A 15,071-nucleotide genomic window follows, 5' to 3' on the forward strand; every position below is an offset into this window, starting at 1 on the left:
CATTTGAATCAATGACCTGCGGCGCTTGTTGTATTTGATGCAAAAAACATCTTTTTGAAATTTATTTAATTTAATTGATGTAATTGCTATTGATGATTTTTTTATTCAAGTTAAAATTTTAGGTGTCATTAGTTGTAATTTTGGCTGACAACATGCATATGCTTGAACCCGTTTTCTCCATCCCAGACAGCTGGTACTTGGCCTACACGAAACCCAGACAAGAGCAAGTGGCCAGCCTGAACCTTGAATTCCAGAAGTTCGAGGTTTATCTGCCTTTGTACAAGAAATTCCAGAAAACTGAACAAGGCCCTGTCGCCATGTTTGAGCCGATGTTTCCGCGCTACATCTTTTTTCGACCCAGTCAGCCCGAACAAAGCATTTCGGTGGTGCGCAGTACCAAGGGCATCAACAACATCGTTCGATTCGGTTTCGAGCCTGCCGTGCTCGCCTCGGAATTGCTTGACCGGATACGCCAACTCGAACAACAACGCAACCAATCGAGCCTGCAAGAAATCAACAACTTTCAAAAAGGTCAGAGGGTGGTCCTCAAAAACAATCCACTGGGGGGCATCGAAGGCATTGTCCAAAACGTTTCCAGCAAACGGGTGGCGGTTTTGCTGGAAATTCTGGGCCGTCCAACCCTGGTGAAAGTGGCACACCATCACCTCGAAGCTGGGCTCCAGCAGGGCTGAGGCGCACGGCGGTCAGCCGCAGTCTTGACAGCCGATCCAAACCAAAGTGATTTTTATAAATCACTTTTTGGTATTTTTAAATACAAAAGTTGATGAATTCGAATTTTAATTCGTCATACAATTTAAATTAGACAGTTTGGTTTTGAATTCAAGTCAAATCTTTACGATTGTGGAATTTGAAAAGCCAGATCAATTTTGGTTGTTTTATTTGCAGGAAAAAAATCATGCAGCTTTTGCCTGTTGTCATGGCCGGAGGTTCTGGCACGCGTTTGTGGCCGTTGTCCCGCGAGATGTACCCCAAACAGTTTCTGACGCTGGAGGCCGGGCAGTCGATGCTGCAGTCCACGGTGGGGCGTTTGCAGGGGCTGGATGTCCTCAAGCCGGTGGTCATTTGCAATGAAAACCACCGTTTTCTGGTGGCCGAGCAGTTGCGTCAAATGGGCGCTTTGCAGGGCAATATCCTGCTTGAGCCCGTCGGACGCAACACCGCGCCTGCAGTGGCGTTGGCGGCTTTGCAGGCCAGCCGCGATGGCGCCGACCCCTTGTTGCTGGTGCTGGCGGCAGACCACATGATTCAGGATACGGCGGCTTTTCAAGATGCGGTGGGCAAGGCGTTGCCTTTGGCCGAGCGGGGGGCATTGGTGACTTTTGGCATCGTGGCGCAGCGACCCGAGACGGGTTATGGCTACATACGGCGTGGCAAGCCCGTGGCCGAAGGGGCCTATGAGGTGGCCGCTTTTGTCGAAAAACCCAATTTGGCTGTGGCCGAATCGTACTTGTCCGAGGGCGGTTATGACTGGAACAGCGGCATGTTTTTGTTCCGAGCCAGTCGCTACCTGGAGGCGTTGAAAGCGCATCGCCCGGATGTCTTGGCGGCCTGCCAATCTGCCATGGCCGATGCGCGATCGGACATGGATTTTGTGCGGGTAGACGAGGCGGTGTTCCGGGCGTGTCCGGATGTGTCGATCGATTACGCCGTGATGGAAAAAACCCGTGACGCGGTGTTGGTGCCCATGGATGCGGGCTGGAGCGATGTGGGCGCGTTTGCCGCTCTTTGGGAGGTGCTGCCGCAGGATGAGCAGGGTAACGTGCACCGGGGTGATGTGCTGTCGCATGACAGCCGTAACAACTTGGTCATGTCTGAAAATGCCTTGGTGGCCACGGTGGGTTTGCAAGACACGGTGGTGGTCCAGACCAAGGATGCGGTGTTCGTTGCACCCCGTTCGCGCGCCAGTGAGGTCAAGCAGATTGTGGATCAGCTCAAGCGGGCAGGCCGTACGGAGCATCAGTTGCACCGCGAAGTCTTTCGCCCCTGGGGCAAATACGATTCGGTGGATGCCAGCAGCCGTTACCAGGTCAAACGCATCACCGTCAAGCCGGGTGCGCGTTTGTCGGTGCAAATGCACCACCACCGGGCAGAGCACTGGATTGTGGTGTCGGGCACCGCGAATGTGACGCTCGATGGCGTGCAGCATTTGCTGACCGAAAATCAGTCGATTTACCTGCCGGTGGGGGCCGTGCATGCGCTGGAAAATCCGGGCAAGATTCCCTTGGAGTTGATTGAGGTGCAGGTGGGCAGTTACCTGGGCGAAGACGACATTGTTCGGTTTGAGGACCTGTACGGTCGCACTTGAGCGGGTGCTGTTCGGAGCAGGGCGATGGCTTGGAGGTCGTCGCCCTTTTTTTATGGCCCATTTTGATCGCGTGACACTTGCCCCTGCAAAGCGTGTCCAAGTTTGTGGATAAGTACTTGAACAACCCTGCAAAGCCCCGAATTCAGGGGCTCGGCGTGAGCTGCTTGTTTTTTGGGCAATGAAGGCCTGGCACAGGCTCACTCCTTGAGCCTTGGGTCTGGCCATTGCCGCTATTCTTGACGGTTACGGCTTGTTTGTTCTTTTGTTGAGCGCCTAGTAATTCATGACCACTGTCCAGATTTCCACGGGCTTCTTGGCCCTACACAGCCACCGCTCTGAAGTGCTGGCCGAGACCTTGTCCGGCTGGCTGGCCCGCCAGCCCCTGGCCCCGCTGGAACAAGAGGTGGTGCTGGTGCAAAGCAATGGCATGGCCGAGTGGATCAAGATGGCCTTGGCCGGGCAGGGCGGGGTTTGCGCGGCAACCCGGGTGGAGCTGCCTTCGCGCTTTTTGTGGCGCACTTACCGGCAGGTGCTGGGTGCGCAAAACGTACCGCCCGACTCGCCACTTGACAAACTGCCCATGACCTGGCGCTTGATGGCTTTGCTGCCCAATTGTGTGGGCGATGCGGTGTTTCAGCCTGTGGCCGGTTTTTTGCGGGGGGACGAGCCCGACCGCCTGCTGCAACTGGCCAGCCGCCTGGCCGACCTGTTTGACCAGTACCAGATTTACCGTCCCGATTGGCTGCAAGACTGGGCGCAAGGACGCAACGTGCTGCGCAAGCTGGCAGGGCAGGCGGTGTTGCCCACTGATGCGTCAGGGCAACTGCCCGAAGACCAGCTGTGGCAGGCCGAGCTTTGGCGTCGTGTGCTGGCCACTTTGTCCGAAGCCGAAAAACAGGCCACCCGGCCTGCCTTGCACCTGCGGGCCTTGGCCCGTTTGCAATCGGGGCATGCGCTGGCCAGCCCGGTGGCGCGGCGCGTGTCGGTGTTTGGCATGAGCCACATGCCCAGCCAATTGTTGGAGATGCTGGCCGCACTGGCGGCGCACAGCCAGGTGCTGTTGGCCGTGCCCAACCCGTGTCAGTACCACTGGGGCGACATCATGGACGGGCGCGATGCGCTGCGGGCCGAGCGCAGGCGGCACGCCTACAAAAAGGACAACCTCTCGACCGTGGCCTTTGAGCAGATGCACCTGCACGCCCCGGCCTTGCTGGCCGCCTGGGGACGGCAGGGGCGGGACTTCATCCGCCAGCTCGATGCCTTTGACGACCTGCAGGCCGCGCAAGAGTGCATGCCTGGTCAGCGGCTGGATCTGTTTGACGATGCGCCCGGGGCCGATGGCAGCCGCTTGCTCCAGCAACTGCAAAACCGCATCCGTGATTTGAAGTCGGCGCAAGACCCGGTGGAGGCGTCGCTTCAGGCGCAGGACGACTCCATTGTTTTCAAAGTGGCGCACAGCCCGGTGCGCGAGTTGGAAGTGCTGCACGACCAGCTGCTGGCCTGGTTCCATGCGCAGCCCGATCTCTCGCCACGCGACGTGGTGGTCATGGTGCCCGACATCGACACCATGGCCCCAGCCATCCGGGCTGTGTTTGGCCAGTACAAGCGGGGCGACACGCGTTTCATCCCCTATGACATTGCTGACCTGGGGGCGCAGGCCACCAGTCCCTTGATCCACGCGGTGGAGTGGTTGCTGGCCTTGCCCCAGCAGCGCAGCCGCATGAGCGAGCTGGTGGCGTTGCTCGAAGTGCCCGCGCTGGCCGCCCGCTTTGGCTTGTCGCCCGAACAATTGCCCACGCTCACGCGCTGGATGGCGGGCTCGGGCATCCGCTGGGGCTTGTCGGCACCGCACCGCGCAGGCTTGGGCCTGGCCACTTGCGGCGAAGACAACTCGGCCCTGTTTGGCGTGCAGCGCATGCTCATGGGTTATGCCTGTGGTGCCGATCCGGTGCCCGCTGCCGCAGGCATCGACCCCTATGCCGAGGTCGGCGGGCTGGATGCCGAGCTGGCCGGCGCGCTGGCGCATTTGCTGCAGGCCCTGATGGACTGGTGGCAGCAATGCGCCAGCGCCGCCACCCCCCTGCAATGGGCCGAACGCGGCCGCGCCATGCTGGCGGCCTTGTTCAAGGCGCAGGACGACACCGAACGCAACGCCTTGTCGGCTCTGGACCAGGCCTTGAACGATTGGGCCCGCGCCGCCGAGCAAGCCGATTTTGCGCAGACTGTGCCGCTGGCGGTGGCCCGTTCGGCCTGGCTGGAGGCGCTGAAGGTGCCCAAGCTGGAGCAACGTTTTCGGGCTGGAGGCGTGACCTTTTGCACCCTCATGCCGATGCGGGCGATCCCCTTCCAGATGGTGTGCCTGCTGGGCATGAACGACGGCGACTACCCGCGCCGCAGCCCGCGTGCCGACTTTGACCTGCTGGGTTTGCCCGGCATGGGGCGCCCTGGCGACCGCTCGCGCCGCGACGACGACCGTCAGTTGATGCTCGAAGCCTTGCTGTCGGCCCGCCGCACGCTGTACGTGAGCTGGAGCGGGCGCAGCGTACGCAACAACAGCGAGCAACCGCCGTCGGTGCTGGTGTCTCAGCTGCGTGACGAGATCGACGCGCTGTGGGGCGAAGGCACTTCCGAGCGTCTGACCAGGGTGCATCCGTTGCAGCCGTTCAGCCGCGCTTATTTTGAGGCGGGCAGCGCGCTGCACACGTATGCCCGGGAATGGCGGGCCGCGCAGGCCGACACATGGGCCAAGGCCGCGTCTGGCGCAGAGGTGTCCAGCGACGCACCCATGCTGTTGCCCCCGCTTGAATCGGCCCAAGGCAAACCTGTGATCACGCTCGCACAGCTGGCCAGGTTTTTACGCCAACCCGTGGGTGCGTTTTTTCGCGAGCGGCTGCAGGTGCATCTGGAAGACGAGCGCAGCGAACTGCATGACGAGGAGTTGTTTGGCCTCGGCGGGCTCGACCTTTACCAGCTGCTGGACCATCAACTGCAGCATGTGCCCACCGATTTGAGCTTTGAAACTTTGCCCGCGCACGCCCAGTGCGTGGTGCGCCGCCTGCGTCTGGCCGGTGCCTTGCCGCTGGCAGGTGTGGGGCAGCTCGAAGCGCGTCAACTCACGCAGCAACTGGAGGCCCAGCTGGGCGCAGCCTTGCACGAACGTGCGGCTTTCCCGCAGCCCGCACCGCGTGTGCAGATCGATGTGTCTCACCCGCATGTGCAACTTCAAGACGCCCTGAGCGGCGTGCTCGCCGGTGAGGGCGGTGCCATGCTGCTGGACCTGCGGGCCAATGCCCTGGCCGATCAGAAAAGCAAAACGCCCAAGGCCCTGCCAGAAAAACTGATCGACATCTGGCTGGTCTCGCTGGCCGCAGCCGCCATGGGCCAGCCGCTGCACTGCGTGGTGGTCGGTGCCAATGCCGTGCTGCGTGTGCCGCCGCATGAAAGCGAATCAGCCCGAGCCCAGCTGCAGGTGCTGCTGGACGCCTGGGCCGAAGGCATGCGCTGGCCCCTGCCATTACCGCCTGTCCTGGCGTTGCAATGGCTGCAAGACCCGGACAACCAGAATGCCTTGTACGACCTGTATGAAGGCAGCAGCCACCGGCGGGCCGAGCGCGGCAAAGACCCGGCACTGGCCCGCACCTACCCGACGCTGAACGACTTGATGTCCAGCGGCGATTTCGAGCGGCTGGCCGAGGCCGTCTACGCTCCCCTGCGCGACTGGGCCGCGCACATCCAGGTGGATGCTTTGACCGAGGCCACTCCAGAGGCGGCAGAAGTGACAGAAATGGCAGAAATGGCAGAAATGGCAGAAGGAGGTCAACCATGAACGCCGCTGAAAACGTGACGGTGAACCCTGCAAAAAGCCCACCCGCCCATGACCTGAAGGCCCCCAGCTTCCCGTTGCGGGGCAGCCACCTGATCGAGGCCAGTGCGGGCACGGGCAAGACCTGGACGATTGCCGCGCTCTATGTGCGCTTGGTGCTCGGCCATGGCAACCGCGACACCGCCCCCGTGCGCCCCATGCTGCCGCAAGACGTGCTGGTCATGACTTTCACCCGCGCCGCCACACGCGAACTGTCGGACCGCATCCGCGCCCGTTTGACGCAAGCGGCACAGGTGTTCAGGGGGCTGACGTCCACAGACGACGCCTTCTTGTTGACGCTCATGGCGGACTACCCCGAAGGTCCATCACGCGAGCAGGCGGCTTATCGGCTGGCGCTGGCCGCGCAGGCCATGGACGACGCGGCCGTCTACACCATCGACGCTTGGTGCCAGCGCATGCTGCGCGAGCACGCTTTTGACAGCGGCAACCTGTTTGAAGAAAACCTGGTCGGTGACGAGGCCACGCTGCGCCTGGAAGCGGTGCAGGATTATTGGCGGCAACAGCTCTACCCCATGGCCGCTGAACAAGTGGCGCAGGTCCAAGGTATCTGGCGCGACGTGTCCGCACTTGACGCCGACATGCGCGCCTTGATGGCCGTGCCCCTGCCGGAGCCCCTGCCGGGCACGTTGGCGCAGGTCCACGCGGGTGCCTTGGCCCAACGTGAAGCGCAACTGCAAGCCCTCAAACAAGCTTGGGCTGACAAAGCCGACGCCTTGCTGGGCTGGATCGAGGCGCAGCTGGCCCCCAAAAAGCACGGTTGGGATGGCCGCAAGCTGGCCTACAAAAAATGCGCCGACTGGCTGGGTACGCTCAAAGCTTGGGCGCAAGGCCCGTCCGATGCGCAGGCCCTGCAAGCCGCCATGAAAACCGGCTGGGAGCGTTTCACCCCCGAAGGTCTGCTGGCCTGCCGAAAACCCGGCGAAGACCCGGTAGAGTTGCCGCCCGAAAGTCAGGCCTATGCGGACCTGCAAGCCGCCTTGCAGACCTTGCCCGACCCTGATCAGCAAGCCCGTCTGCATGCCCGCAGCCATGTGCTCAAGCGCATGGCTGAACTCAAGCGACGCAGCGGCTTGTTCGGCTTTGCCGACATGCTGGAGCGCCTGGACAGGGCGTTGGCCGATCCCGACTCAGGCGAGCGCTTGGCGCAGCGGCTGCGCGAGCAGTTTCCGGTGGCCCTGATCGACGAGTTCCAGGACACCTCGCCGCTGCAGTTCCGCATTTTTGACCGCATCTACCGCACAGCCGATCACTGCCCGGACACGGCGCTGCTGTTGATTGGCGATCCCAAACAGTCGATTTACGGGTTCCGTGGCGCGGACATCCACAGCTATCTGGCGGCGCGTCGCGCGACCGAGGGCCGCCACCATGTGCTGGGCACCAATTTCCGCTCGACCCAGGCCATGGTCGATGCGGTCAACCGCTGGTTTGAAATTCCTGAGGACGCCTTTGGCTACCGCACGGCCCAGGATGACCCGCTGCCTTTTCAAAGCGTCAAGGCCCAAGGTCGCGCCGAAGTGCTGCACGCCAGCAGTGGCCCGGTGCCCGCCATAACGCTGGTGCACGACGCCACCCTGCGCAGCATGCGCGATGCGCGGGCGCATCTGTCGGCCCTGTGCGCCCAGCAGATCGTGGCCTGGCTGAGCGACCCGCAGGCCCGCTTTGTGTACCCCGGCCAAGGCGATGCGCCGCTCAAGCCCAAAGACATCGCCGTGCTGGTGCGCACGGGGGTGGAGGCCGCCGCCGTGCGCGACGCGTTGCGCTGGCGCGGCGTGGCCTCGGTGTATTTGTCCGACCGCGATTCGGTGTTTGCCAGCGATGAGGCGCAAGACCTGTGCCTGTGGCTGCGCGGCGTGGCTGAGCCCCGCGACATGCGCCGCGTGCGTGCGGCCCTGGGCACGCGCACCGTGGGCCTGTCGCTGGCCGAGTTGCACGCGCTGGCCACGCAAGACGACTTGCTGGACCAACATGCCGAGCAAATGCGCGAGCTGCACCAGACCTGGCAAGCGCAGGGTGTGCTGGCCATGCTGCGCCAGTCGCTGCACCGCTTGCAGTTGGCCGGGCGCTGGCGCGGTCAGGCCGACGGCGAGCGCCGACTGACCAACGTGCTGCACCTGGCCGAACTGCTGCAAAAGGCCAGCAGCCAGCTCGATGGCGAGCAGTCCCTGATCCGCTGGCTGGTCCAGCAAATCGACGAAGCGCTGGACGGCAGTGCGGGCGAGAGCGAAGAAAAAACCGTGCGCCTGGAAAGCGACGAAGACCTGGTCAAGGTCATCACCATCCACGCCAGCAAGGGCCTGGAGTACCCGGTGGTGTGCCTGCCCTTTGCGCACAGCCACCGCGAAGTGACGGCAGGCAAAACGCCGGTCATGCAGGTCGGCGAGGCCGGAGGCAATCGCCACTGGACGCTGGACTTTGACCGGACCGACGCCCAGGCGGCCGACCGTGACCGCCTGCGCGAAGACCTGCGTCTTTGGTATGTGGCGCTGACCCGGGCGCGGCATGCGTTGTGGGTGGGTTGGAGCCCGGTCAAGCGCGGCAACGGTAAAAGCTGCGTCAACCACGACAGCGCGGCCGGCCATTTGCTGGCCCGCGGCGACGAGCCTGATGAAGCCGGCTGGTGGCCCAAGCTGCAGGCCTTGCAAACCAACGCCAAAGGCGAGCACTTGGCGGTGCAATTCACGCTCGCGCCGAGCGTGGTGCCACTCACACGCTGGCAGCGCACCGAGCAATTGCACGCTCTGCGCGAGGCTTTGGCCTGCACCGCCCGCATTGACAAGTCCTGGGGCATCGCGAGTTTTTCCAGGTTGACGCGGGATTTGTCATCGCAGGCCATGTCTTCACCGGCGTTGTCCTCGCCGGGTTTGTCCGAGTCCATGCCCGAGCCGTCCTGGTTTGCCAGTCTGGACATGGCCACCCCGCGCCCGGCCGATGACGAACCTCAGGATGAGGGCGCGGCCATGGCCTTGAGTTTTGAGCTGCAGGCACCGTTGTCTCGCGCAGCATCGGCACAGGCTGCGCCTTGGCATGGCTTTGCCCGTGGCCCGAGTGCGGGCAACTTTTTGCACGACCAGATGGAGTGGCTGGCCGCTGACGGCTTTGCGCTGCAGCCCGGAACGCCCACTGCCGAACGCCTGGCCAAGCGCTGCGAGCGCGCGGGCTACAAGGCGCAGGCTGAGGGCATGGTGCAGTGGCTCGCTCGGGTGGTGGCGCAACCTTTGGGCGGGGGCTTGCGTGGGATGAACACGGGTCTGAATGCGGGGCCGAACCTTGCGCTGAGTCGTGGACCGGGTGTGGCCCTGAATGCGTTGCAAACGGTCTTGCCCGAAATGGAATTTTGGCTGCCTGCCAAGCGCTTGCATGCGCGGGAAATCGACGCTTTGTGCCAGCTGCATTTGCTGCCCGGTGTGGTGCGTCCGCAGCTGCCCGATGCGCAGCTGCACGGCATGCTCATGGGCTTTGCCGATCTGGTGTTTGAGCACGAGGGGCGCTACTGGGTGCTGGATTACAAGTCCAACCATTTGGGCGCAGATGACGCGGCCTACACGGCCGAGGCCTTGGACCAGGCCATGGCCCAGCACCGCTACGAGGTGCAGGCGGCGCTTTACATGCTGGCGTTGCACCGTTTGCTGCGTTCGCGTCTGGGCGCAGCTTACGACCCCGCGCAACACCTGGGTGGCGCGGTCTACCTGTTCATGCGCGGCATCGACGGACCCGCCTCAGGCTGCTGCTGCTTGCCTGCACCCGTGGCCTTGATGGACGGCCTGGATGCGATGTTGGGACACGATGAAGGCGCTGCAACGCAGCCGGGAGAGCGGGCATGACCACGCGCAAAACAAAACAAGCCGCCGTGTTGGCGCAGGCCGCCCAAATGGATTGGCTGGTCGATTTGCCCGCGCTGGGCTTGAGTGCCGTGCACACCCTGCAGTGGCTGCATGCCTGGGCCGAACTGGGCTGGTTGCGCCGCCTGGACAGCGCTTTGGCCACGCAGCTGCACCGCCTGGACGCGGGCATCTCGCCCGCTGTGCTGGTGTCGGCTGCCGTGCTGGCGCAAATGGAGGGGCGCGGCCACACCTGCCTGGCGGTGCACGCACTGGCCACGCCGCCCACGGATTTGCTGGGTTGGCCAACCGATGCCGTGCAGGCCCCGCAAGGTTTGCAGGCGCTGTGGACCCACATGCCGCGCGATGCACAGGCTTGGGTTGCGGCCTTGCAGGCGGCACCAAGGGCCTGTTTGCGCCTGGCCGATGCGCCAGATCAGGGGCAGCCTCTGGTGCTGGGTGGGTCGGTGGATGCGCCCTTGCTGTATTGGCGTCGCTACCGTGCCCATGAAGAGCGGGTGGGGCAAAACCTGCTGCAGCGCGCACAAAGTGCGGTGCCGGTGCAAGAGGATTTGGCGCGCGCGTGGTTGGACCGTCTTTTTGGCGCGCTGCCTCCTGAGGTCCATCCCGGTGATCACCCCGAGGCCCAAACTGACTGGCAAAAACTCGCCTGCGCCGTGGCCTTGCGGGCGCGTTTGTCGGTCATCACGGGGGGGCCGGGCACCGGTAAGACTTACACCGCCGCGCGTTTGCTGGCTTTGTTGTTGGCCTTGCACGATGGCGTCAGCCCCTTGCGCGTGGCCTTGGCTGCGCCCACGGGCAAGGCAGCGGCTCGGCTCAAGCAGTCGATTGACAGCTCGCTGCAGGCGTTGCAAGCCAAGGCGTTGCAGGCTGGGTCGTTGCAGCTTGAGGTGCGGCCATCGCCACCGGGTGAACCCATCGTGTCCACCCCGTCCAGGCCTTTTGCTGAGCGTCCACTCGACTTGGACACACTCATCCAGCGCATTGGTTCGGCCCGTACTTTGCACGCGCTGTTGGGTGCACGGCCGGATACCCGCGCCTTTCGGCACCATGCGGCCAACCCGCTCGATGTGGACGTGCTGATCGTGGATGAGGCCTCGATGGTGCACCTGGAGATGATGGACGCATTGCTGCAGGCCCTGCCACCCACGGCCCGGCTGGTGTTGCTGGGCGACAAGGACCAGCTGGCCTCGGTCGAAGCGGGCGCGGTGCTGGGTGATGTGTGCCGCAACGCATCGCTTGGCGCTTACCAGCCCGAGACCTTGCGCTATGCGCAAGCGGTGGCCGGTCAGACCCTGGCTCCCCGGTTTCACGCGGTGGCTGGGCGGGCGGTCTCGGCATTGGCCCAGCAAACCGTGATGCTGCGCCAAAGCCGCCGCTTCGATGGTCCGATTGGCCAGCTGGCCTTGGCCGTGAATGCGGGTGACGCCGATGGCGCATGGGCTTGTTTCAGAGCCGCCGACACTTCGGCGTTTCCCTTGCTGGCTTTGCAGCCGGACACCCCTTTGGCCGTGTGTGCACTGGCGCTGGGCGCATCGGGTCAAGCTTCTTACAGCGACTACTTGCAAGCCCTGCGGCGTGGCCCTGCGGGGCCGGGGGTAGATGACCATGCGGATTGGGTGCGCAGCGTGCTCAAGGCCTTTGACCGGTTTCGCATCTTGTGCGCCGTGCACCAAGGCGACTGGGGCACCGCCGCCCTCAATGCTGCCGTACAAAAAGCGCTGGCCGATGCGGGTTGGCTCAAGCCGCAAGGCGAATGGTTTGCCGGTCGCCCGATCATGGTCATGCGCAACGACACGCAGTTGGGCGTGTTCAACGGCGATGTGGGGGTGGTTGTGCCCAACCCCCAAGGTTTGCTCAAGGTCTGGTTTCTGGACGGTGAGCAGCTGCGTTCGGTCAGCGTGTCGCGCCTGGCCCATGCCGAGACCGCATTTGTCATGACGGTGCACAAAAGCCAGGGTTCTGAGTTCTTGCACACCGCCTTGGTGTTGCCGCCTGGTGCGGCCGAGGTGCTGTCGCGTGAACTGGTTTACACCGGCATCACCCGCGCCCGCGAACAGTTCACCCTGGTCGAGGCGCAGGCGGGCTTGCTGGCAGCGGCGATTGGCCGGCCCAGCGTGCGCGCCAGCGGTTTGCAACAGTGGTGGGGGGCCTAATGGGCGTAACCTTCGCAAGCACCGGCATTGGGTTTGCCCCGGCATTCGCGCAGCAGGCGTTTGTCTCGCTCGGCCTTGTTTTCTCCAGAGCCCTTGTCGCCGGGCAGTTTGGGGGCTTTGCCTGCCTTGGCTTTCCTGGCCTTGGCGGGTTTGTCTGCGCCTGTGGTGGCGGTGAAGGTTTCCACGGCCCAGCTGGCGGGCGATGCGCCCATCAGGCCCAAGGCCAAAACCGTGCTGGTCAGCGCGGTTGTAAAACATGTCGACTTCATGGCGTTCTCCCTGACGTTGGTTTGTTTTCATCATAGGCATGTCGTGCAGGTGTGCAAAGTGCGACATGCCCAGGCCGGGTCAGCCTTTACGATGAGTGCATGAACACCAGTCCCCCTCCTTTCATGCGCCAGGCCGTCATGGACCTGGAAGAGTCCCGCATCCGCGAAGTCGCCAACGCGGGCATGGGCCGGCCCGATGTGCTGGCTTTCTGGTTTGGCGAATCCGACGAGATCACGCCCGACATCGTGCGCCAAGCCGCCATCGATTCGATGCAAAAAGGCGAGACCTTTTATTCGCACAACCTGGGCCTGCCCGAGCTGCGCCATGCCGTGTCCGATTACATGTCGGCCTTGCACGGACCCATTGGTGTGGAGCGTCTGGCCATCACCTCGGGCGGCGTGAACGCCTTGATGCTGGCCGCGCAAGCCCTGATCAATGCAGGCGACGAAGTGGTCGCCGTCACGCCCGTCTGGCCCAACTTGACCGCGCAGGCGCTGGTCATGGGCGCTGATTTGAAGTGCGTGTCGCTGCGTGCTATGGCGGGCCAGTGGCAACTCGACATGGCCGCACTCAAAGCCGCCATCACGCCCGCCACCCGATTGCTGATCGTCAACTCGCCCAACAACCCCACGGGCTGGACACTCAGCCGCGCCGAACAGGCCGAGATCCTGGCGCACTGCCGCAGCACCGGCACCTGGGTGCTGGCCGACGAGGTGTACGAGCGCCTGTATTACGAAACCGACACGGCCAACGGCTGCGCCCCGTCTTTTTTGGATGTGTCCGAGCCCGACGACCGCCTGGTCGTGGTGCACAGCTTTTCCAAGAGCTTTTTGATGACCGGCTGGCGTCTGGGTTGGTTGGTCATGCCTGCCGCCATGACGCCCCACATGGGCAAGCTGATCGAGTTCAACACCTCGTGTGCCTCGGTGTTCACCCAAAAAGCGGGGGTTGTGGCCTTGCAAAACACAGCCGACATCACGCCCCGCGTGGTGGCCCACCTCAAAGCCTGCCGCGACACTTTGGTGCCCCTGCTACAAGCCGTACCGGGCGTGCAAGTGGCCCCAGCCCAAGGCGGCATGTACGCGTTTTTCAAGCTCGAAGGACATCCCGATGCGGTGCTGACGGCCAAGCGTTTGGTGGCCGAAGCCGGTCTGGGCCTGGCCCCTGGCGAAGCCTTTGCCCCCGAGGCGGCAGGCTGGCTGCGCTGGTGCTTTGCGTCGAAAGATTTGGGGCGGCTGGGGGAGGGTGTAGAGCGGCTCAAGGGGTGGTTGGCCTTGAACGCTTAAGGAAACTCTGCAAAAGTCCCGCCCCCGTGTGCCTGTCGTAAGCCTCGCCCAGCATCATTGATACATGAAACAAGCAAGTCTTGATTTGAACCTGAGCGAGAAGAAAGCCCGCAAGCGCGAGTTCCTCGATCAGATGGAGCAAGTAGTCCCGTGGCAGGCGCTGATCGAGCTGATCGCCTTACTACCCCGAAGGCAAAAAAGGGCGTCCACCCTTCTCACTGGCGACCATGCTGCGCACGCACTTTTTGCAGCAGTGGTTCACCTTGTCGGACCCAGGTATGGAAGAAGCGTGCTTTGACGTGCCCCTGTATCGGGAATTTGCCCTGATCCCAGAGTTCTCGCGCATGCCCGACGAGAGCACCATCTTGCGGTTCCGCCATCGGCTGGAAAAGCACAAGCTGGCCGATCAAATCCTGGCCACCGTCAACGACTTGCTGATTGAGCGCGGTTTGCTGCTCAAGACCGGTACGGTGGTGGATGCCACGCTCATAGCAGCCCCCAGCTCAACCAAGAACAACGACAAAGCCCGCGACCCTGAGATGCACTCCAGCCAAAAGGGCAACCAGTGGCACTTTGGCATGACGGCCCACATTGGCGCTGATGCCGATTCGGGCTTGGTGCACACCGTGAGAGGCACATCCGGCAATGTTCACGATGTGCTCGAAGGCAACAGCTTGTTGCACGGGCAAGAAGTGGATGCGTATGGCGACGCCGGTTATCAGGGCATCCACAAACGTCCCGATGCCAACAGCCGCGTGACATGGCACGTTGCCATGCACCCAGGCAAACGCAAGGCCTTGAACAAGAGCGACCCGCTCGATCAACTGACAGACAAGCTTGAAAAAGCCAAGGCCGGGATTCGAGCCAAGGTGGAGCATCCGTTTCGGGTGATCAAGCGCCAGTTTGGCTATGTCAAAACGCGCTACCGTGGGCTCAAGAAGAACACGGCACAGTTGGTCACCTTGTTTGCCTTGTCCAATTTGTGGATGGTGCGGACCAAGTTGCAAGGGGCGCAGGGATGAGTGCGTCTGCTGGCAAGGCAAGTGGTGGTGCCCATGGGCAACGGCGCATCAGGGGCCTGAAAAATTGTTGCCCAACTGGGCGCATTGATCCGAAAAGGCAAGAAATTGAAGTCAACGGCCATTAGCCTTTGCTTGTGTCGAATTATTCAGACCATCCTTAACTGACCTTGCCCCCGAAAAACGTACTCCATAGCTGATGGGTAAAAATCAGTAACAGGAGTGAGAGATGAGCGAAACGAAACGACGGGCGCGGTACACGCTGGAATTCAAGCTGGAGGCTGTGCGACTG

General features: G+C 62.7%; 8 protein-coding genes. 7 read left to right on the plus strand and 1 reads right to left on the minus strand.

Annotated features, from left to right (window positions below; genetic code table 11):
* The first annotated feature begins 158 nt into the window (after positions 1-158).
* The 5 genes from B9Z47_RS17550 (at position 159) to recD (ending at position 12,204) form a co-directional block, all read left to right on the plus strand.
* On the plus strand, positions 159-692 hold the full coding sequence (locus tag B9Z47_RS17550; RefSeq protein WP_233253866.1) for a transcription termination/antitermination protein NusG: 534 nt from the start codon (positions 159-161) through the stop codon (positions 690-692).
* 224 nt (positions 693-916) lie between these two features.
* The gene (locus tag B9Z47_RS17555) at positions 917-2,326 is read left to right on the plus strand and encodes a mannose-1-phosphate guanylyltransferase/mannose-6-phosphate isomerase (RefSeq protein ID WP_108332511.1); all 1,410 of its coding nucleotides are present in this window, start codon (positions 917-919) and stop codon (positions 2,324-2,326) included.
* A 283-nt stretch (positions 2,327-2,609) separates the two neighbouring features.
* Positions 2,610-6,152 (plus strand): exodeoxyribonuclease V subunit gamma, encoded by a 3,543-nt coding sequence (gene recC, locus B9Z47_RS17560; RefSeq protein ID WP_108332501.1) that lies wholly within the window; start codon positions 2,610-2,612, stop codon positions 6,150-6,152.
* Positions 6,149-10,030 carry an exodeoxyribonuclease V subunit beta gene (gene recB, locus B9Z47_RS17565; protein ID WP_108332502.1) on the plus strand — a complete coding sequence of 1,294 codons (3,882 nt, stop codon included), beginning with the start codon at positions 6,149-6,151 and terminating at the stop codon, positions 10,028-10,030. Before recC ends, recB begins: the two co-directional genes overlap by 4 nt.
* Entirely contained in the window at positions 10,027-12,204 is a 2,178-nt protein-coding gene (gene recD, locus B9Z47_RS17570; RefSeq protein ID WP_108332503.1) for an exodeoxyribonuclease V subunit alpha, read from the plus strand. The genes recB and recD overlap by 4 nt, the downstream gene beginning before the upstream one ends.
* Here recD and B9Z47_RS17575 read toward each other — a convergent pair.
* Complete coding sequence (locus B9Z47_RS17575; protein WP_108332504.1) at positions 12,201-12,473, minus strand: hypothetical protein; 273 nt, start codon at positions 12,471-12,473, stop codon at positions 12,201-12,203. The two genes, recD and B9Z47_RS17575, sit on opposite strands and share 4 nt — an antisense overlap.
* Positions 12,474-12,572: 99 nt before the next feature.
* On the opposite strand from B9Z47_RS17575, the gene B9Z47_RS17580 reads away from it, so the two are divergent.
* Both B9Z47_RS17580 and B9Z47_RS17585 read left to right on the plus strand, forming a co-directional pair.
* Positions 12,573-13,760, plus strand: coding sequence for a pyridoxal phosphate-dependent aminotransferase (locus B9Z47_RS17580; protein WP_255418480.1), 1,188 nt, complete (start codon positions 12,573-12,575; stop codon positions 13,758-13,760).
* 64 nt (positions 13,761-13,824) lie between these two features.
* Positions 13,825-14,782 (plus strand): IS5 family transposase gene (locus tag B9Z47_RS17585; protein ID WP_108332505.1). Its coding sequence is split into 2 segments (ribosomal slippage): positions 13,825-13,937 and positions 13,936-14,782, totalling 960 coding nucleotides; the frame shifts between segments, so codons are not numbered across the junction.
* Positions 14,783-15,071: the final 289 nt, after the last annotated feature.

Origin of the sequence: Limnohabitans sp. 2KL-1, assembly GCF_003063435.1 — a bacterium.
Classification (GTDB): Bacteria; Pseudomonadota; Gammaproteobacteria; order Burkholderiales; family Burkholderiaceae_C; genus Limnohabitans_A.